General features: G+C 73.7%; 6 protein-coding genes. All 6 read right to left on the bottom strand.

Annotated features, from left to right (window positions below; genetic code table 11):
* Positions 1 to 53 precede the first annotated feature (53 nt).
* A complete protein-coding gene (locus ACFWPQ_RS00730) occupies positions 54 to 749 on the bottom strand; it encodes a 4'-phosphopantetheinyl transferase family protein (protein ID WP_384028482.1) in 696 nt (231 codons plus the stop codon).
* A 1-nt stretch (position 750) separates the two neighbouring features.
* Positions 751 to 2517 carry an acyl-CoA dehydrogenase gene (locus ACFWPQ_RS00725; RefSeq protein WP_384028480.1) on the bottom strand — a complete coding sequence of 589 codons (1767 nt, stop codon included), beginning with the start codon at positions 2515 to 2517 and terminating at the stop codon, positions 751 to 753.
* A gap of 15 nt (positions 2518 to 2532) precedes the next feature.
* A complete protein-coding gene (locus tag ACFWPQ_RS00720) occupies positions 2533 to 4233 on the bottom strand; it encodes an acyl-CoA dehydrogenase family protein (protein WP_384028478.1) in 1701 nt (566 codons plus the stop codon).
* Positions 4230 to 5849, bottom strand: a complete 1620-nt coding sequence (locus ACFWPQ_RS00715) for a PfaD family polyunsaturated fatty acid/polyketide biosynthesis protein (protein ID WP_384028476.1) — start codon at positions 5847 to 5849, stop codon at positions 4230 to 4232. Before ACFWPQ_RS00715 ends, ACFWPQ_RS00720 begins: the two co-directional genes overlap by 4 nt.
* Positions 5850 to 5872: 23 nt before the next feature.
* Positions 5873 to 13099 (bottom strand): beta-ketoacyl synthase N-terminal-like domain-containing protein, encoded by a 7227-nt coding sequence (locus tag ACFWPQ_RS00710; RefSeq protein WP_384028474.1) that lies wholly within the window; start codon positions 13097 to 13099, stop codon positions 5873 to 5875.
* Positions 13100 to 13185: 86 nt separating this feature from the next.
* Entirely contained in the window at positions 13186 to 19827 is a 6642-nt protein-coding gene (locus ACFWPQ_RS00705; RefSeq protein WP_384028472.1) for an SDR family NAD(P)-dependent oxidoreductase, read from the bottom strand.
* Between the last annotated feature and the right edge of the window lie 56 nt (positions 19828 to 19883).

The following is a 19883-nucleotide window of genomic DNA, read 5'->3' as shown; positions in this document are numbered from 1 at the left end:
GGGCTTCATCGGGACGGGCTTCATCGGGACGGGCTTCATCGGGACGGGCTTCATCAGGACAGGACGGTGGTGGTCAGGCCGTCGGTACGGGACCGCTCGCTGGCGACGGCCAGCACGTGCCCCGGGGTCGGGTGGACCAGGTCGAAGTGCCAGTGACGGGCGGCCGACGACCGGGAGTCGTGCACGGCGATACGGGGTGCGGCGGCCGGGTGCGTGAAGACGACGGTGGACAGCTCGCGGCGCAGCCCGGTACCGAGCGCCTTCAGGTACGCCTCCTTGAGCACCCAGTACGCGGCGACCAGCGCCGCCCGCTCCGCCCGCGGCGCCCGCGCCAGCTCGGCCCGCTCGGCCGGGGCGAAGAACCGCGGCAGGTGCGCGAGCGCGTCCGCACCCGCCGGTGACGGCTCGGCGTCGACCCCGCAGGCACGGCCGGCGTCGGTCACCACACATGCGATCAGGCCGTCGGTGTGGGTGACGTTGAACCGCAGCCCGTCGTACGCCGGCTCGGGCTCCGGACGGCCGTCCCCGGTGGTGCGGAACCGCCACGCGCCCGGCGGCCGTCCGGACCGCTCGGCGAGCGCGTGCCGGGCCAGCAGCCGTGCGGCCAGCCGGCGCCGCCGCAGCTCCGGGGAGAGCGCGCGCTCGCAGCGCGCCCGTTCCTCCCCGGAGAGCAGCGCAGTGCCGCCGAGCCGCGCGACGAACGCGTCGGCGGCGGCCTCCGGCAGCAGCCACAGATGACGGTCGGACATGTCAGCGGCGGGCCGCGGCCAGGTCGCCGCGCTCGGCGAGCGGGAACTGCCAGTACGAGAACAGCCGGTTCTCCCGGTGCAGCCGGCGCAGCACCCGCATCACCTCGTCGACCACGGCCGCGTCGGTGACGGTCTCGTGCGGGCGCAGGTGCCGCCGGATCCGCTCCAGCTGGAGCAGCAGCAGGGCACCGCTGGGCAGCGGCTCGTCGAGGGCGGCGGCCGAGTGGACGTACGTGTGCAGGCAGGCGGCGGTGGCGTGCAGCAGGCAGTATTCCTTGGCCAGGTCGAAGAGTTCGGCCGACTGGCCGTACGCACGGCCGAGCTCGGCCCGGAGCCGCGCGGTGCGCTCCCGCAACGAGTCCGCGTGCGCGAGGAGTTCGGCGGCGACGGCGGCCGACCGCTCCAGCCGGCCGTTCTCGTCGCCCTCCCGGGCCAGGGCGCGGAGCCGGGCGAGCGCGGCGGGTGCGGCCCGCAGCGCGTCGTCCTGGCCCCGGCTGAACAGCTCCTGGTCCCAGGGCCGGTACAGCGGCAGTTCCTGGTCGACGCCGAAGAGCACGGCCGCGCGCTCCTCGGCCGCCGCGCTCGGCCCGGCGGCGAGCAGCCCCTCCAGCTGAAGGGCGATGTTCTTCAGGTTCACCACCGTGTTGCCGTCGGCGAAGTTCGCCACCGGCAGGTCGCGCATCATCTTCTGGTGAATGGCGTAGTGCGGGTGGTCCCGGAGGTAGAAGCGGGCCCCGAGGACGACGTTGAGCCGGGCGAACGTCCGCTCCAGCAGCGTCGGCACGAAGTACTTCACCACCGACGACCACACACTGGTCTGCTCCGGTACCACCTGGAGCGCCCGGACCGCGCCCAGACTGACCGCGTCCGCCACCATCAGGTCCGCGAAGCACTCCGTCAACTGCCGCCGCGAGTACGGGATGTCGCTGACGGTACGGCCGAACACCTGCCGTCCCTCGGTGAAGTCGAGCGTCACCCTGAGGCCCGTGTCGACCGCCGACAGCGCGATCCCGCTGATCAGCGCCCGCGCCGTCTGCGACGTCTTGAGCGCGATCTCCAGCCCCTGCCCCTCCCGGCCGAGCAGCGCCGAGTCGGGCACGAAGACGCGGTCCAGCCGGAAGCCGCTCATGTCCAGACCGCGCAGCCCGTGCATCCGTTCCCGCGGCAGCTCGTCCACCGCACCGGCGGGCGTACGCCGCTTGTCCAGCACGAACACGGAGTAGCCGGCCGGGCCGCCGCGCGGATCGGTGCGGGCGTGGATGCTCAGGCCGTCGGCGACCCGGCCGTTGCCGATCAGCCACTTCTCGCCGGTGAGCAGGTATCCGCCCTCGGTCTTCTCGGCGGTCATCTCGTTGGCGGTGAGATCGCTGCCGTGGTTGCGTTCCGACAGGCCCCAGGCGTAGCGGGTGCCCTGCTGGATCGCCCGGACGAGGGCCCGCTTCTGCGCGTCGGTGCCGGCCACCCAGGCCGGCATGAAGCTGAGGCTGGTGATGATGAACGCGGTGGCGGTGGTCGGGTCGCGGCGGGCGATCAGCCGCATCAGATTGAAACCGACCTCCACGTCGCCGGCCTTGCCGCCCTGGGCCAGCGGCAGGGAGTGGTCGAGGGCGCCCCAGCGCTGGAGCAGGTTGACGAACTCGTAGGGGTAGTCCTCCCGTTCGTCGTACTCCAGGACTTTGGCGTACGGCATCCGGCTCGCGGGGTCGTGTGGATCGCCGAGATGGTTCTCCAGCCGGACCGCGAGTTCTGTGAGGTCCTTCTTCGGCACGGGGGTCTCCGACGGTCAGGCCAAGTGGACAGGGAGGGCGCTGAAGAGCTGGTCGTGGTCGTGGAGGTCGGTGGTGATGTCCAGCGCGGGTAGCTGGGCGTCACCCGCTCGGCGGAGGTCGGTGCCGGTCGCTCTCGCGAGGAGGTGGGCGAGGGTGGCTCGCAGCCAGCCTTTGGTGAAGAAGGGGTTGTGCTCGTTGGCCCACCAGAGGTGTAGGCAGCAGGCGGCCGCATGGAGCCAGGTGAAGCGTTCGGCAATGTCTATGAGGCCGGTGTCCCGGTCGGCGTTCGCCAGGTCCGCCGGGAGGCTGCCGACGGCTGTGACGAGTTGTGTGACGAGTTCGGCGGTGGGGTGGTCCGCTGCGGCTGTGAGTCTGGTGAGGGCTTCGGGGGCGGTGAGGGGGAGTGCGGTGGTCACCGGGTCGTAGCCGCGGGCGTTGAGGTCGAGACGGTCGGGGGCGTATGGGGGGAGCGGCTGACTGAGGTCGAAGATGGCGCGGATGTGTTGTTCGGCTGCGGGTGCGTGGGGGCTGGTCGCGCCCCGCGGCGGAGCCGCTGATTGATTCAGCCCCGCGCCCCTAAAAGAAAGGGTCTGTTGCAGCTGGCTTGCGAACGAGCGGAGGTTTGCCAGGGGACTGGTGTCCACCACTCGTACGACTGCGGCGTCCCGTTGGAGCTTCTGGAACAAGCCGTCTCGGAGCACCGCTCTCGATGCCAGCACCCCACCACAGCGGCGTAGCAGTTCGTCCGTGCTCTCCGCCACGGCGTGCTTCGCCGCGCAGCCCCAGACGCTGATGGCCTCGGGGACCACGTGGATGCCCCTCGACGCCGCCAGCGCCGTGGCGTCCGCCGCCAGTAGAGCCGCCGATGCGATCGCCAACTCCCGCCTGGGATAAGGGGATCGCAGAACCGTCGTCCGGCCCACCCTGCGGTCCGCCGCGAAGTCCAGGGTCTGGCGGAGTGCCGTGTCGGCGATGCCCAGGCTGCCCGCCATGCTCATCACGCGAACCACCTGCTGAGCCTTCATCACCGACTCCAGCGCCTCGCCCTCCCGGCCCACCAGAGCCTCGCGCGGGACCGGGAAGCGGTCGAAGGCGAGATCGGCGAAGTCGATGCCGCGCATGCCGGCGGCCGGGACCAGCGGGCCGCGGTCCAGGCCGGTGCCGGTGGTGAGGTCGACGAAGACCGCGGAGTAGGCGGCGGGGCCGCGCTCGCCGGTCTTGGCGACCACGTAGGCCGCCTCGCAGCGGTGGCCGAGGCCGACCAGCCACTTCTCGCCCGTCAATTCCCAGCCCTCGGCGGTCGGTTCGAGACGGGCCGTGTTCGCCAGCAGGTCGCTGCCGTGCCGCGCCTCGGAGAGGGCGAAGCCGATCGCGCCGCCCTCGGTGAGGATCTCCGCCGCCCGCTTCCGCTGCTCGGGCGAGCCGTGCAGGGCGAGGCAGGTGGCCGCGGTGATGCCGAACATCGTGCCCGGCATCACGTTGAGGTCCCGGCGGGCGGCCGTGCGCACCAGCAGCATGCTGCGGTCGAAGGACTCGAAGCGGCCGCCCCACTCGCGCGGCAGGTAGTTGAGGTGGAAGCCGCCCTGGCGGAGCTTCGTGCACAACTCCTCGGGAAAGGCGTCCTGTTCGTCCCTGGCGACCGCAGCCGCGAAGCCGTACGGATTGAGCGGGTCGTACGGGTCGCCGAGCAGGCGTTCCAGTTCGTCGGGGGTCATCGGGCGCCCTCCAGCGCGGGGGACTCCAGCGGGACGGGGCGGTAGTCCGCCGCCGACGGCGGGATGCGGACGCCCGCGACGCGCAGCTGGGCCAGACGGGTGTGGAAGGCCGCGCCGCGCATCAGGTGGTGGGCGACGTCGGCCACACGGCGGTTGCCGGGGGCCTTGAGGTAGCTGGCGGTCACCCAGTCGTTGAAGGCGCCCATCGCCGGGCCGCACCACACCTGGTAGTCCAGGACGCGGTCCGGGTCGCCGGTAGTGGACCAGCGCGAGGCCATGCCCAGGTACCAGCGGAAGACCAGCGCCATCCGCCGCTTGGGACTGCCGACGGCGCGGGCCAGCTGCTCGGGGTCGCGGCGGGTGAAGTAGCCGACGCACTCCTGCCAGACGTCCTCCAGCGGACGGCGGAAGACCTGCGTCTCCAACTTGGTGCGCTCGGCCGCCGGGAGGGTCTCCAGGCCGTCGTACGACTGGTACAGCTCGTACAGGCGCTTGGCGCGCATCGGGAACAGGGTGCCCTTCTTCAGCACCTGCAGTTCCACGCCCATCTCGAACATGTCGGCAGCCGGTGCCATCTCGCAGTCCGCGATACCGGCGTCGGCGAGCAGCGCCTTGGTGGCCTTCGACGAGCCGGACTCCACGCAGGACTGGTTGACCGAACCGGTCACGACGTACGCGGCGCCCATCGTGAAGGCACCCGCGACCGAGGCCGGGCAGCCCAGGCCGCCGGCCGCGCCCACCCGGATGGGGACCGGGTAGCGGTGCTCGTGCTGGACCGTGTCGCGCAGCCGCAGGATCGTCGGGAGGAGCGCGGGGAGCGGGCGGCGGTCGGTGTGGCCGCCGGAGTCGCCCTCGACCGTGATGTCGTCGGCCATCGGCACGTACTTGGCCAGGTCGGCCTGTTCGGCGGTGATCAGGCCCTGCTGGAGCAGGGTGGTGATCAGCGCGGCGGGCGCGGGGCGCATGAAGCGCTCGGCGGTCTCCGGGCGGGAGATCTTCGCGATGAGCCGGTGGTCCGACACCACGGCGCCGGACTGCGGCTCGCGGCGCAGGCCGGTCAGGCGGTAGCGCACCACGTGCGGGCTGAGGCTCATGAAGGCCGACGCCTCCACGCACCGCACCCCGTGCCGCAGGAACAGCTCCACGGCCTCGCGCTCCAGGCGCTCCTCGCTCGGGCTGTGGATCAGGTTGACGGCGTAGGGAAGGCCGGGGATCTCCCGCGCGAAGCGGGTGAGTGCCTTCTCGATGGTCTCCGGGAGCAGCCCGGCCGCGCCGTAGGAGGCGAGGAAGCCCTCGCGGGCCAGCGCGATCACCATGTCGGCGGAGGCGATGCCGCCGGCCATCGCGCCGGCCATGTAGGCGTGCCGGACGCCGTGCGCGGCCAGGAAGGCCGGCGAGCCGAGGACGTGGGGCGGGACGGGAGCGGCGGCGGCCAGGAGCGGGAGGCCCTGCGGGCCCGCCGAGGCGGTTCCGCCGGCCGCCGCCCCGATGCCGTGCGGGGTGCGGACCACGAAGCAGGGGCGGTCGAGGTCGGCCAGGGCCTCGTAGATGCCCGCCGGGTCGGTGTGCGGGGCGCTCGCTCCCTGCCAGCGCAGCGGAGTGGGCTGGGCGTGCATGACTCGGACGTCTCCTCGAAGCATCAGGCGTGGGTGTCGTCGGGACGGACCTCGATGGCCACGTCGGTGAGTTCGTAGATGCGCAGGCCCGGCTTCCACAGGTCGGCGTCGGCGACCACGACCAGCCGGTCGCCGTCCCGGCGGACCTCCTTGACGTGCACGTCGAAGCTGAGCTCGCCGTCGTGGCGCAGGATCTGGCCCCGGTACTTCCAGCTCATGGCGACGCCGGTGCCGAGCGCGAACCGGGGGCGCTCGATGCCCTCCGCCAGGCCCCGCTCCAGCACGTACAGGCGCAGCGCCTGCAGGATCGCCTCCACACCGAGCGAGCCGGGCATCACCGGGTCGCGGTGGAAGTGGCAGTCGAAGTACCACTCGTCGGGCCGGATCGCGCGGTGCCCGTGGAGGTACCCCTTGCCGTGCCGGCCGCCGTCCTCGACCAGGTCGACGTGGTCGACGAGGTGGAAGTGACCGGCGGGAAGGCGGAGGTCGCCGCTGAACTGCGGTGCGTCGTCGGACAGTTCGATGCGGCGGACGTTCTCCGGCTTCGCCTGCTCGATCCAGGGCGCGACGTACGTCCCGCTGTCCAGGCCCGCCTGGTTGGCGAGCGCGGCCTCGCTGAAGTAGCCGAAGAGCGACTCGCCGGTGTAGAACACCTCGCCGTCGGCGGAGAGTTCGTAGCGGAAGTTCTGCAGTACCGCGCCAGAGACCGCGCTGGTCATCAGGAGCGTGGAGTGGTGCCGGATCGTCCTGCCGCGCAGGTCCACGTCCTTGACGAGGGTGGCCGTGCCGTCCAGGTTGCGGATGGAGTATTCGGTCTCCGGCTGCTTGAGGGTGGCGCCCAGGTAGTAGCCGAGCAGGATCGCCGCCTGCAACGACGTCTCCATGTAGACGCAGTTGGGCATGTGCGGGTGGGAGTTCTCGCCGTAGTACCAGGAGTCGGCGGGGGAGTCGTACTCCGTGACCATCTCGGCGCCCGGCCTCAACTCACCGCGGACGCCCTTGAGTCGCATGATGCGGTCGACGAACTGGAAGTCCCCGTTGGGGATGTACGGCGCCCGGCTGTCGCGGTAGACGTCGAACTCCGGGCCCATCGCCGTACCCAGGTCGCCCTTCGCGGCGTGTGCCAGGTGCAGTTCGTTGATCATCGCGGGCTCGCCGGAGCGGTTGCGGCGGCCCAGGAACTCCGGGACACCGCCGAGCGGCGGACGGTACGCGGTGCCGTCCTTCTCCCGGACCTGGATGCCGAAGTTCCGCATCCGGATCACCGGCTTGTCGCCGAGGTACACCAGGACGTCCGCGACCACGGACGGCCGCGGCAGCAGCGTCAGCTCCATGACCTCGATCTCGTACCGGATCTCCCGGTGCTCCGGGGTGATCTGGCCGCGTACCTGCACCTCGGTCTCCAGGCCGATGATGGTCTGGAAGCGGGCGTCCGGCAGGACCAGGTGCATGCCCTGGTGGAGGAGGTAGGCCTGGAGGGTCTGCACCGCGCCCTCCGCGACCATCGAGCCGGCCAGCACCGGGTCGTCCGGGAAGTGGCACTCGAAGTACCAGGCGTCCGGCTCCAGGCGCTTGTACGCGGTGATCGCCCCGAGCCCGCGCGGCCCGCCGGTACGGTCGATGCGGATCTCGTCGACCATGCGGAGCCGGGCGTCGGGCAGCCGCAGCGCCGGGTTGAGGCCGGGGTCCTGGGCGTGGTGCGGTCCGAAGACCTCGCCGGGCTTCCCCTCGGCGAGCAACTCCAGTTCGGCGGCGGTGAGATGGTTCCGGTCGGTGTCCGCCAGCGGCTTGAACCAGGTCCTCGTCAGCGCCGCCCGCCGCTGCCTCTCTTTCTCCGTGACGACCACACCGAGCGGGGTGGCCAGTTCCGCCGCGGAGAAGAACCCGGCGCAGGCGTCCTTGAGTTCGAGGATCAGCTCGCCGTCGGCGTAGCAGAGGTAGCTGAAGAAGAAGAGGGTCGTGTCGCCCTGGCGGACGAACCGGTTGATGGAGATGTCGTAGCGCAGGGTCTGCCCGGTGCGCGGCAGGTCGCCGTGGAAGACCAGCTTGCTGTCGAGCAGCCGGTAGACGCGTTCGCCCTTGTTGCGGAAGTCGATGCCCAGGTAGCTGATCAGGAGGAGGTCGCACTGGCCGGCCTCGATGGCGACGGCCGGCGGCACTCCGCCGTCCACCGCGTACCAGGCGTCCTCGGGCACGTCGTACTCGGTGCGGATGAAGGACGGCTCGTACACCCCGGTCTCGGCCTGGAGGGCGGTGACACGGGTGACGAAGTGGTACGGCGGTGCGGGCAGCCGGACGCGCTTGGCATAGCCGTCGATCTCGGCGAACTCGGGGCCGAAGACGTCGGTGAGGCGGCCGGTGGCGAAGGCGAGGAGTTGCTGCTCGTCCCAGATGACGCCCGGGGTGCGCGGGGAGTGGATGGTGGCGGGCGGAAGGGCAGGGGGCTCGGCGGGGGGCAGTACGGCCGTGGGTTCGACGACCACGGGCTCGACGGTCACCGGTCCGTCGACCACGGGCCCGGCGGGCAAGGGCGATGCCGGGACCGGCGCACCGGTGTCCAGCAGGGCCTCCATCCGGTTGAGGGTGTGCTCCTGGAGGACCCGCTGGGTCTCCATGACCACCGAGTGCGTGGCCACCATCTGCTGCCGTAGGTCACGGAGCAGGTCGGCGGCGGACCCGCCGGGCGCGGCAGTCGGCTGCTCGGCCGTGGCCGGGCGCGGCCGGGGTGTCCCGGGCCGTACGGCCTCCTCGGGCTGTTCCGGCTGTTCCGTCCACGGCATGGACGCGAGGGGTTCGCCGTCGAAGGTGATGACCTCGGTGTCTTCGAGTGTCGGGTCGGCGGGCATCAGGTCGGTTACCTCCAGCGAGACGGCGGCCACGGGGGCCGGCCGCGCGTCCTCGGCGTCGACGGGGGCGGCCACCGGTGCCGGTACGGCCGTACGGACGGACGGCGCGCGTTCTTCCGCACGGGCGCCGTGGGCAGGGGCGGGGGCCGGGACGGGCAGGGCGGGCGGCGTATGCCCCGCGATCCCGGCCGGGATGGACGGGCCGCCGCCGACCGGCACCCGCAGCAGCGGGGCGCGCCCGGCGGCCACCGGGTCCGGGCCGAGCAGACCCGCCAGGTCGAGCGGCAGGCCGTGGGCGACCAGCCGGGCGGCGAGCTGGGCCACCGAGCGGGCGGCCGGCACGCCCCGGCGGTCCACCGGCATCGCCACGTGCGCGGCGTCGCCGAGGGTGTCGTGCACCCAGCGCGTGCAGGTGGCCCCGGGGCCGGTCTCGACGAAGTAGCGGAACCCCCGGTCGTAGGCGGTCCGCACGAGCCTCGGGAAGTCGATGGTGGAGCGCAGGGTCCGGGCGATGCGCCGGGCCACCTCCGTGGAGTCGAGGTCGCCGACGGGCTCGTAGTCGTAGGCGCTGAACAGTTCGAGGCCGCCCACGGAGCCCGTCGGATGGTCGTTGAGCTCGGCCAGGCCGGCCAGTTCGCCGTCCACGACCGGGCAGTGCATCACCGACCCGACGGGGGAGCGGGCCGAGGGGCAGCCCAACTCCTCGATGAGCGCCCGGCACTGGGCCGGGTCGCCCGCGACGACCGCCTCGGTGGGGGTGTTGACGTGGGTGAGGAAGACCCGGTCGTGGCGGGTGAGGGCCTCGGTGACGCGGTCCGCCGACTCCAGGAGGACGAAGCTGCCCCACACGGCCTCGTCCGGGGTGTCCTCGGGCAGGTTCCACAGCTCGCGGACCGTGCGCCGGGGGCCGGTCAGCCGGTCCCGGAACAGCGGGGTGGCGCTGATCCGGTCGTCGCGGCGGGCCGAGCGCCGCCAGCCGCCGGTGGCGAACAGCATGCTGGACTCGCCGAGGCTGTAGCCGAACGCGCCGTGCGCCGTGACGCCCAGCAGCCGGCGGACCAGGTCCGTGTAGAGGATCGCGAAGGTGGTGCCGGTGGCGAGCATGAACGGGATGTCCTCGCCTAGTTCGCCCTCGAGACGCATCAGGTCACGGCGTTCCGGGGCGGTCTGGGTCCGCGGGTAGAGCTGGGCGGCACGGAACATCCGGTCCGGGTCGCCCGCCTCCGACTCGAAGCCGCCGAGGAGGGACGGGAAGACCCGGAACAGGTCGCGGCCGAGCCCCGGATAGGAGTTGAAGGCGCCCGGGTACACCAGGGCGACCTTGCCGTCCGGCCCGATCGGCCGCGGTGCGAAGCAACTGCCCGCCGGAGTGGTCCACTCCTCGCCCGCGGCGTTGGCGTCACGCAGGCTGCGGGCGGCCGACTCCAGCTGCTGGAGCAGCTGTTCGCGGTCCCGGCCGACCAGCACCACCCGCAGGGCACTGCCCGGCAGCCGCTCGGCGGCGGCCCGGCCCAGGCGGTAGGGGTCGGCGCCCGCGCCCAGCAGCTCCGTGTGGCGCGCGACCTCGGCCAGCAGTCCGTCGATGTCCGCCGCGCCCAGCGGCAGCAGCGGCGGAGCGCCGGCCCGCCGCCAGTCGGCGGGGACGACGTCGCCGCGGGTGGCCTCGGCGGACAGCACCAGGTGGCCGTGGGCGCCGTCGGACCCGATGACGTTCACGGCGGCGTACCTGCGCCGCGCGTTGTCGGTGCGCAGCCAGGGCCGGGACGCGTCCGGCACGTGCAGCGCCGACGCCGCGAACCGCTCCGCCAGCTCCGGCGCGGGCCTGCGCCAGCCCGGCACGCCGGGAAGGTAGCCGTGGTGCAGGCAGAGCACCGCCCGCAACAGGCCGGCCAGCGCGGACGCGCCCACCGTGTCGCCGACCTGCGCCTTGGCGCTGCCGAGGGCCACGGCGCCCGAACCGGCAGGGTAGACCCGCGCCAGGGCGTCCACCTCGGCCGCGTCCCGCACCGCCGTACCGCCCGCGTGCGCCTCCACGTAGCCGACCTCGCCGGGGGCGATCCCGGCGGCGGCCAGCGCCTGCTCCGCGGCCTGGGCCAGGGCGTCCGCGTCTGCCTCCGGAAGCAGGCCGTCGACCGGAGCCGAGTGCCGTACGGCGATCGAGTCGACCCGCGCATAGGTCCGCCGGGCTCGCCCGGCCTCCGGGCGGGTCACCACGACGGCGCCCGCGCCCTCGCCGATCCGGACGCCGCGCTGTCCGTCACCGAAGGTCAGGCCCGCGCCCGCGACCGGTGCCGTGCCGCGCAGCAGCAGGCTCTCCGGCGAGCCGGCCAGGTCGACCGCGCCGACCAGGACGGCCTCCACGGTCTCGTCGAGGAGCAGGAGCCGGGCGATCTGGAGGGCCTCGGCGGTGCCGGCCGCGTCGGAGGAGACGGTGAACGACGGGCCGGTCAGGTTCCACAGGGACGAGATGCGGCTGGCCATGATGTTGCCGATGTAGCTGAGCACCTCGTTGGCGACGATCGGCCGGTGGATCGCCTCCCGGGCTGCCTGCGCGAGGCCGCCGGGCAGCTCCAACCCGGCCTCGGCGTAGGCCCGTTGCAGGAAGTCGCCGATGCCGTGCCGGGCCAGGTGCAGATGGGCGCTGGGCTCGATCTCCATCGCCACCACGACCGCGATCCGGCGCGCCTCGGGCCCCTTCGCGCCCGGCGGCACGGTCCGGTCGTACCCGGCGTCGCGCAGCGCCTCGTCGGCGACCTTGGACATCAGGGCGTGCTGGAGGTTGTAGTTGCGCAGGTCGGCCGGGGGGATGCGGTGGTCGGCCGGGTCCATCTCGATCCGGTCGACGAAACCGCCCTCGGGCAGCCGCGCCCGCTCCAGTCCGGCCCGCTCCAGGGTGCCGCCCGCGGTCTCCTCCAGGCCGCGCCAGCGGTGCTCGGGCAGCGGCCGGAAGGCGTCGGTGCCGTCGTGCAGGGCGCGTTCGAAGGCGGCGGCCGAGTCGAGGGTGCCGAAGTGGGCGCCGAGGCCCACGATGTCGAGGGCGGGCGGGACGGCGGGCTCCGACTCCCCTTCGTCCGTGGCCTGTTGGGAGAGGACGACATGGGCGTTCGTACCGCCGAAGCCGAACGCGGAGACGGCGGCCCGGCGCGGTCCCGGCCGCCCGTCCGGCCAGGAGCGGGCCTCGCGGACCAACGGCAGGGCCTCCGTGAGGGGTTGGCCGATCCCGATGGTCGGCGGCAGTTCGCCGTGGCCCATCGCCAGGATCACCTTCAGCAGACTGCTCAGGCCCGCCACGGTGAGCAGATGACCGAGGTTGCCCTTCACCGAGCCCAGCGGTGGCACCGTGCCGCCGCGCGCGCCGAACCAGGCGGCCACCGACTCGGCCTCCGTGCCGTCGCCGACCGGCGTGCCGGTGGCGTGGCACTCCAGGTAGTCGACCTCTTCGGGACCGAACCCGGCCCGGGCGTAGGCGAGTTCGTACGAGGAGCGCTGACCGGACGGGTTGGGGACCAGCAGATGGCGGCCGGCGCCGTCGTTGGACAGGCCGATGCCGTCGACGACCGCGTGGATCCGGTCGCCGTCCGCCAGCGCGTCCGCGAGCCGCCGGACCGCGACCATGCCCGCGCCCTGGCCGGTGAGGATGCCGGTGGAGCGGGCGTCGAAGGGCTGGCTGATCCCGTTCTCCGGATAGGCGTGCAGGTCGGAGAAGGAGAGGTGGATGAGGGTCGGGTCGGGGGCGCAGACCCCGCCCGCCAGCACCAGATCGGCCTGGCCCGCCGCCAGGTGGTCGCAGGCCAGCTGCAACGCGTACAGGGCCGAGGAGCAGGCGGCATCCAGGGCGTAGCGGGGGCCGCCGAGGCCGAGGGCGGCGGCCGCGAGCCGGGCGGGCGCGCCGCTCACCCGGGCGTCCGCCGGGTGGACGGCGGCCGGGTCGAGGAGCGCGGCCGATGCCGGCGCCGGGTGCCCGCCGCGTCGTACCCCGTCCAGGACCGCTTCGTGGACCAGGGGCAGGCTGATGCGGGCCGAGGCAGGGGTGGGGAAGGAGTAGTCGCCGACCACCAGGCCGGTGCGGGCGAGGAGTTCTGGGCGGTCCGCGTGCCCGCTGTCGCGCAGGGCCTCGCGGGCGGTGTGCAGGGACCAGTGGAAGACGCGGTCCAGGCGGGTCAGGTCCTCCGGGCGGAGCCGGTAGCCGGTCGGGTCGAAGGAGAAATCCGTGACGAAGCCGCCGCGCACACAGGTGATGGCGTGCTCCGGGTCCGCGACACGGGGGTCGGGGGCCGGGCCGAAGACGTCCGGGCCGCCCTCGGTGCGGCTGTCGACGCCGTCGCGCAGGTTCCTCCAGAACGCGTCGGGAGTCTCCGCCCCGGGGAACAGGCAGGAGATGCCGACGATCGCGTACTTGCTCATAGCGCTGTTTCCTCCAGGAGGCCGGCCCGGCGGGCGGTGACACAGGTCCGCCCGCCGGGACCGGCGGTCCACAGGTCGGCGTCGGCTCAGCGGCGGGCGAACGAGGCGGCCAGCTGCGGGGTGGACACCAGCGACACACCCGTGAGCCGGATCAGCACCCGCCCGTCGGGAGCGCAGGCCGTCACGGTGAGCGTCGTGCCGGTGCCGTTGGCCCGGTCCGGCTCGACCACGACCAGGAACGGTTCGCCGTCGGGCAGCGCCTCGAACAGCTCGGCCCGGGCCACCCCGACCGGCAGCGTCGCCGTGTCACGGTTGGCCCGCATCCACACCAGCGCGGCCTGGAGCAGCAGGTCGGCGGTGCCGGGCGCGTACCGCGCGGACCCGAACGCCCCGCCCGCGGGCCGGTGTTCGGCCAGCGAGCACTCCAGGACCAGCCGCGCCTCGGCCGACTCCAGCACCCGGCGCAGCCCGCGCAACGACGGACCGTGGAACAGCGTGCCGTCGGCGTAGAAGACCTGCGCGTCGCTGCCGCCGCCCGGCGCGGGCAGCCCGGCGACCCGGGGGGCCGGCGTTGCATGGGCGCCGAACAGCAGCCGTGCCGCGTACCGCGGCCGTACGGTCCCGTCCGCGCCGACCGAGCGGATCGCCACGTCGGCCTCGGTGCCGTCCGGCACCGGGTCGGCCGTCAGCTGGAAACGCCCGGCGTCGGCCTCGCCGTCGAAGACGACGCCCTTGTGCACCGCGAAGTCCCGGACCTCGGCGACCTCGGCGCCGGTCAGCCGCTCGACCGAGCCGACCGCCCAGCCCAGCGCAGCCGTGGCCGGCAGCACCGGCGCGTCCCCGATCACGTGGTCGGCGACCAGCGGTTCACCGGCCAGCGCGGACAGGTCCCGCTCCAGGACGACGGGCGCCGTCGGCGCGGTGCGCTCGGGCGCCGACAGGGGCGTGGTCGGACCGAGCACGACGACCGTGTCACCGGCCCGCTCGGGCGCGAACTGCCCGGCGAACAGCCGCGTTCCGGTCTCCTCCGGGATCAGCGCGATGCCGCGCTCCTCGAAGACCGCCTTGATCTGCGGCGAGACCATCCCGCTGTCCCAGGCACCCCAGTTGAGCGAAGTGACATGCGCCTGCGGGTGGTTGACGCGGAAGGCACCTGCCCAGGCGTTGAGCACCTCGTTGGCCATCGCGTAGTCCGACTGGCCCCGGTTGCCGAAGAAGCCGGCCACCGACGAGAACAGTAGGACGTGGCGCAGCCGTTCGGCGGGCAGTGCGGCCACCACCGAGCGCAGGCCGCCCAGTTTGACGGCGAAGACCCGCTCGATCTCGGCGGCCTTCTTCGCGGCGATCAACTGGTCCGCGAGCACACCCGCGCCGTGCACCAGACCCGTGATCCGCTCCCGGTACGGCGCGAGGACGGCGGCGGTCGCGGCCGCGTCGGTGATGTCCACGGCCAGGTACTCGGCCTCGGCGCCGGCCGCGCGGATCTCGGCCAGGGTCTGCCGGACCTCCCGCTCGCCGACGACCGACCGGTAGAGCTGCTCGACCCGCTTCGGGGTGGGCTTCTCACCGGCCGCCTTGAGCTGCTCGACGGCCGCCGCCTTCAGGGCGCCCGCATCGGTCAGCCCGTTCGCCCACGCCGGCTCGGCACCGAGCGCGGTACGGCCGAGGAGCAGCAGGCCCGGCCGGTGCGCGGCCGCCAGGGCCACGGCACAGCGGGCGGTGATGCCGCGGCCGCCGCCGGTGACCACCAGGAGGTCGTCGGCGGAGAGCGGGACGCCGGTCGGGGTGGTGGCCGGGGTGGTGGCCGGGTCCGTGGCCGCCTCGGCGAGCGTCAGCGCGACCCGCCTGGCCCCGTCACGGCCCACCTGCACCGGGCCCCTCCCGGCGTCGTACAGCTCCTCCAGAACCAGGCCGGCCGCGCCGTCTGCGTCCAGCCCCGGAGCCAGGTCCACAGCGCGGCAGAACAGCTCCGGCGCCTCCACGGCGAGGGTCTTCACCAGACCGCCCACTCCGCCGGCGGGGGCCGCGTCCTCGGCGACACCGGTGAGCCCGAAGGCGCCGTCGAGCCGGGTGACGGTCACGAAGGCGGCACGGTGGCCGGTCGCGGCGGCCGCGGTGAGCGGGGCGACCAGGTGCCGGGCGGTGAGCAGGGTGTGCGCGAGGCGGCGGACGCCCTCGGCCCACGGGAGCCCGTCGGCGGCCGCGAACGTGACGGCCAGATGGAGCGGATCGGCACCCAACTCATCGACCCTGGCCGCGAGTTCGGTCGCGCCCCAGCCGGTCAGCGGCAGGTCGGCGACCCCGGCGACGCGCTGCGGGACACCGGGCAGCCGCAGCAGGCGCACCAGCCAGCCGTTCCCCGCGAGCCGCGCGGCGACGGCCTGCGCGACCTCACTGCCGTCGTCCACGACCAGCGCCGTCGCCCCCTGCGGGTAGGCGCCGACCAGCCGGTCCGGGACCGGCAGGTCCAGCAGGGCGGCGTGGCCGCGGCCGATCGGGGAGGGGGCCGGGGCGGTGGCAGCGGCTGTGGCGGCGGTGGTGGCCGTGGTGGGCGGCCGGGTGGCCGCCGCGGGGGCGGGCCCCGCATCCGCGCTGCCGGAGAGCCCGGTCACGAAGCCCACGATGTCGCCCAGCGTGCGCAGTTCGGCGAGTTGTTCGGGTCCGACGGGGGTGGGGCTGGGGAATTGTTCCTGGAGGACGCCCATGATTTCGACGCGTTTGATGGAGTCGATGCCGAGGTCGGCTTCGACGTCCATGGTGAGGTCGAGCATGTCGGCGGGGTAGCCGGTCTTCTGCGCCACGACACCGAGCAGCGCCGCCGTCACGGCCTCGGTGCTGAAGGCGATGCCGGGGACGGACGTCTCGGCCGGCGCCGCGGCGCTCGCACCGCCGAGGCTGAGCACGAAGCCGACGATCTCGCTCAACGTGCGCAGTTCGGCGAGTTGTTCGGGGCCGACGGGGGTGGGGCTGGGGAACTGTTCCTGGAGGACGCCCATGATCTCGACGCGCTTGATGGAGTCGATGCCCAAGTCCGCCTCCACGTCCATGTCGAGTTCGAGCATCTCCGCCGGGTAACCGGTCTTCTGCGACACGACGTCGAGCAGGGCCGCAGCCACATCGTCGGCGGAGGCCCCGGCCGTGGGCACGGGGGCAGCGGGGGCGGGGTCGGGCGCGACAGGGGCAGGCGTCGGGGCCGGCGGCGCGGGCGGGAGCGGCGCGGCGGACGCGGCCGGAGCCTGGGGGAGCGCCACCGGGGCGGGGGGCGCCTGCACGGGCACGGCGGGCGCGGCGGGCAGGGAGGGTACGGCGACCGGGGCGGGGGCCTGCGGTGCGGTGGGCGTGCCGGTCCGGCCGAACTCCATCGACGCCAGGTCCCGCAGGATCTCGTTGGCCCGCAGATGCGTACGCCCGATGGCCAGCCCGTGCTCCTTCACGGAGGCCACACCCGGGATCACGTCGTCCACGCGGCCCTGTTCGTCGGCCCGCTCCAGCAGGCCCATCATGCGCTGGGCGCTGCTGAGCTGCCCGTTGAGGTAGTCGTCGTGCAGCGCCAGGTGGTCGGCGATCAGCTCGGAGAGCCGGTCGTCGGCGGGGTCGGGTACCGGGGCGGGGTGCGCTTCTTCCACGAGCTCGCTCTCCAGGAGGTCTGCGGGGCGGGACAGGGGCAGGGCGGGGGCGGGCCGCCGTGCCACGGCCGCCTCGGCCACCGGCACCGGGTGCTGCATGGTCGCCTCGACGACCGGCAGGGGGGCTTCCGCGGCGGACCCGGCGACCGGCACCGGCGCAGCAGCGGTGGCCGGGGTGGCGGTGGCCAGGGTGGCCGTGATGGGGCCGGCCGCGGCGGCAACCGCCGGCGTGTGCGCTGCCACGGGTGCGGCGGCCGTCGGCAGCGCCACCCGGTACCCGTTCTCCAGTGCCTCGCGGTACGCGGTCCGGCGTGCCTCGGGTACATGGTTGATGCCGTTCAGGGGCACCGTCATCCCCTTGACCGGCTCGACGTCCGGCACCTCCGCGACATAGGCGTCGGCGGTCGCCAACGGGAGTCCCAGTACGGCCAGTTGGGCCACGGCCCGCTTCAGGGTGAGGTCGGCGTCGCCGCCGCTGCCCGGGTCCAGCTGCACCGCGACGTGCTCGCGCTCCCCGAGGATCCGGTCCACCAGCCGGGTCAGCACGCCCTTCGGCCCGAACTCCACGAACGTGCGGAAGCCCGCCGCGTACATCTCCTCGACCCGGTCGGCGAACTCGACCGGCTTGACCAGCTGGTCCACCAGGGTCCGCCGGTTGGCGTCGGCGTCCGAACCGTAGGCCGCGCCCGGCGAGTTGGCGAACACCGGACGGTCCGGCTCGCCGACGGCCGCGTCCGCGACCGCGCGCCCGAACTCCGTCACCGCGTGCGCCACGAACGGCGTGTGGAAGGCCGCCGACACCGGCAGCCGAACCGCCCGTACCCCGGCCGCCTCCGCCTCCGTCACGAACCGCTCCACCGCCTCGGTGGCACCGCCGACCACGATCTGGTCGGCCGCGTTGCGGTTGCAGATCATCAGGTCGCCGAACTGCGCGAGCAGTTCGGCCACCCGCTCCTCGGTGGCGGTGACGGCCGCCATCGCCCCGGCGTCCGCGTCGCCCTGCGGGGCCATCGCCGCACCGCGGGCCCGGGCCAGCGTGAAGTAGGTGTCGTCGTCGATCGCGCCGGCCGCCCACAGCGCGGCCAGTTCGCCGAAACTGTGCCCGAGGAACCCGTCTGCCGCGAAGCCGAGTCCGGTGAGGTACCGGTACTGCCCGGCAGCCAGGGCGCCGATCGCGGGCTGCGCGTACTCGGTGCGGCGCAGCTCGGTCTCCTGGGCCGCGCGGGTCACCTCGTCGAAGGCGGGCGGCGGGAACGCCACCCGGGACAGCGGGAGTTCCTGGTCGCCGAAGGCCGCGTTGGCCCGGTCGAAGGCCGCCCGCAGCGGCGGCAGCGCGAGCACCGCGGTCCGCCCGGGTTCGACGTACTGGCTGCCCTGACCCGCGAAGAGCGCGCCGACCCTGCCGAGGTCGGCCCCGGAGCGGCGGAAGTAGATGCCCTTGGGGTGCGACCAGGCCTCGGCGTCCGGCTCGGCCCGCAGCCGCTCGGCGGCCAGAGCGCGCAGCTCGGCGAGTTCGGCAGCCGAGCGGGCGACCAGGGCGAGCCGGGGGTGGCCGTGCGGAGCCCGGTCGGTGCGGGGCTCGGCCGAGCCGCCCACCGCCCTCACCAGACTGTTCATGTCAGGTTCATGCCAGACAGAGATCCGGCTCACAGGGAACATCACCCGCAGGTCGTCCCCGTCGCCGTGCTCCTCCAGGACCAGGTGGAAGTTGGTGCCGCCGAAGCCGAACGAGGACATGGCCGCCCGGCGCCGCGGCCGGCGCGGGTCCCGGATCCACGGGCGGGTGCGGGTGCCGACGTAGAACGGGCTCTCGGACCAGTCGATGGCCGGGTTGGGCCGGTCCACGTTGATGGTCGGCGGCAGCAGCCTGTGGTGCAGGGCCAGCGACAGCTTGATCATGCCGGCCGCGCCGGCCGCCGCCTTGGTGTGCCCGATCTGCGACTTCACACTGCCGACGGCCGCGAACTGCCGCTCCCCGGTGTACTCCGAGACCACCGCCGACAGCGCGGACAGCTCGGTCGCCTCGCCGACCGCCGTGCCCGTGCCGTGCGCCTCGAACAGCTCGATCGAGTCCGGGGTGACGTCCGCGTCCTCGTACGCCCGGCGCAGCGCCGCCATCTGCCCCTCCTTGCGCGGGGCGTAGATGGACTTGAAACGGCCGTCGCTGGAGGAGCCGATGCCGCGCAGGACCGCGTAGATCCGGTTGCCGTCGCGCTCGGCGTCGGCGAGGCGGCGCAGCGCCAGCATGCCGATGCCCTCGCCGATCAGGGTGCCGTCGGCGTCCGCGTCGAACGGGCGGATCCGCCCGGCCTTGGAGAACGCGGGCGTCTTGGAGAAGCACAGGTACATGAAGATGGTGTTCTCGGCGTCGCAGCCGCCCACCAGCATCATGTCCGAGCGGCGCTCCAGCAGGTCGCTGACCGCCGACTTGACCGCGCCGAGCGAGCTGGCGCAGGCCGCGTCGATCGTCATGTTGGTGCCGCCGAGGTCGAGCCGGTTGGCGATCCGGCCCGCGACCACGTTGCCCAGCATGCCGGGGAAGGAGTTCTCCTCCCAGGGCGCGAAAGCCAGCTTGAACTTCTCCGCGATCTCCTCCGCGTCCCGGTCGGAGAGCCCGCAGGAGCGAACCACCTCCTTGAGCACCGGCGTCTGCAGCCGGGCGGACAGCGGCTGGGTGAGCTGGTTGGCGCCGGTCACCCCGAGGACCACCCCGGTGCGCGAGGCGTCGTACCAGTCCTGGTCGGCGCCCGCGTCCTTGAGCAGGTCACGCGCCACGACGAGGCTCAACAGCTGGAGCACGTCGGTGACTTCGAGGGTGTTGGGCGGCAGCCCGAACTCCAGCGGGTTGAACGGGACGTCGGGGATGAAGCCGCCGCGCCGGGAGTACGTCTTGTCGGGGGCGGCGGGGTCGGAGTCGTAGTGCTCCGACACGTCCCAGTGGGTCGCGGGGACGTCCTCGATGCAGTCGGCGGCGGAGACCACGTTCGCCCAGAACTCGCGCAGGTCACGCGACTTGGGGTACAGGGCGGACAGGCCGACGACGGCGATGGGATCGCGGGCCAGCCGGCGATCGAGGTCGGACGAGCGGTGCGAAGCGTTCACGGCGAGGCTCTCTTGGTCGGACGGGGCCTGGACAGCCCGGGTCGGTACGGGGGCCC

This window comes from Streptomyces sp. NPDC058464, assembly GCF_042721035.1.
Lineage (GTDB): Bacteria > Actinomycetota > Actinomycetes > Streptomycetales > Streptomycetaceae > Streptomyces.
Note: the sequence above shows the minus strand (reverse complement) of the source record. Positions and strands in the feature narration are given on the sequence as shown.

Excerpts from the sequence above, each read along its gene's own strand:
- ACFWPQ_RS00715 (WP_384028476.1), bottom strand. The coding sequence starts at position 5,849 with ATGCACGCCCAGCCCACTCCGCTGCGCTGGCAGGGAGCGAGCGCCCCG.
- ACFWPQ_RS00710 (WP_384028474.1), bottom strand. The coding sequence starts at position 13,099 with ATGAGCAAGTACGCGATCGTCGGCATCTCCTGCCTGTTCCCCGGGGCG.
- ACFWPQ_RS00720 (WP_384028478.1), bottom strand. The coding sequence starts at position 4,233 with ATGACCCCCGACGAACTGGAACGCCTGCTCGGCGACCCGTACGACCCG.
- ACFWPQ_RS00730 (WP_384028482.1), bottom strand. The coding sequence starts at position 749 with ATGTCCGACCGTCATCTGTGGCTGCTGCCGGAGGCCGCCGCCGACGCG.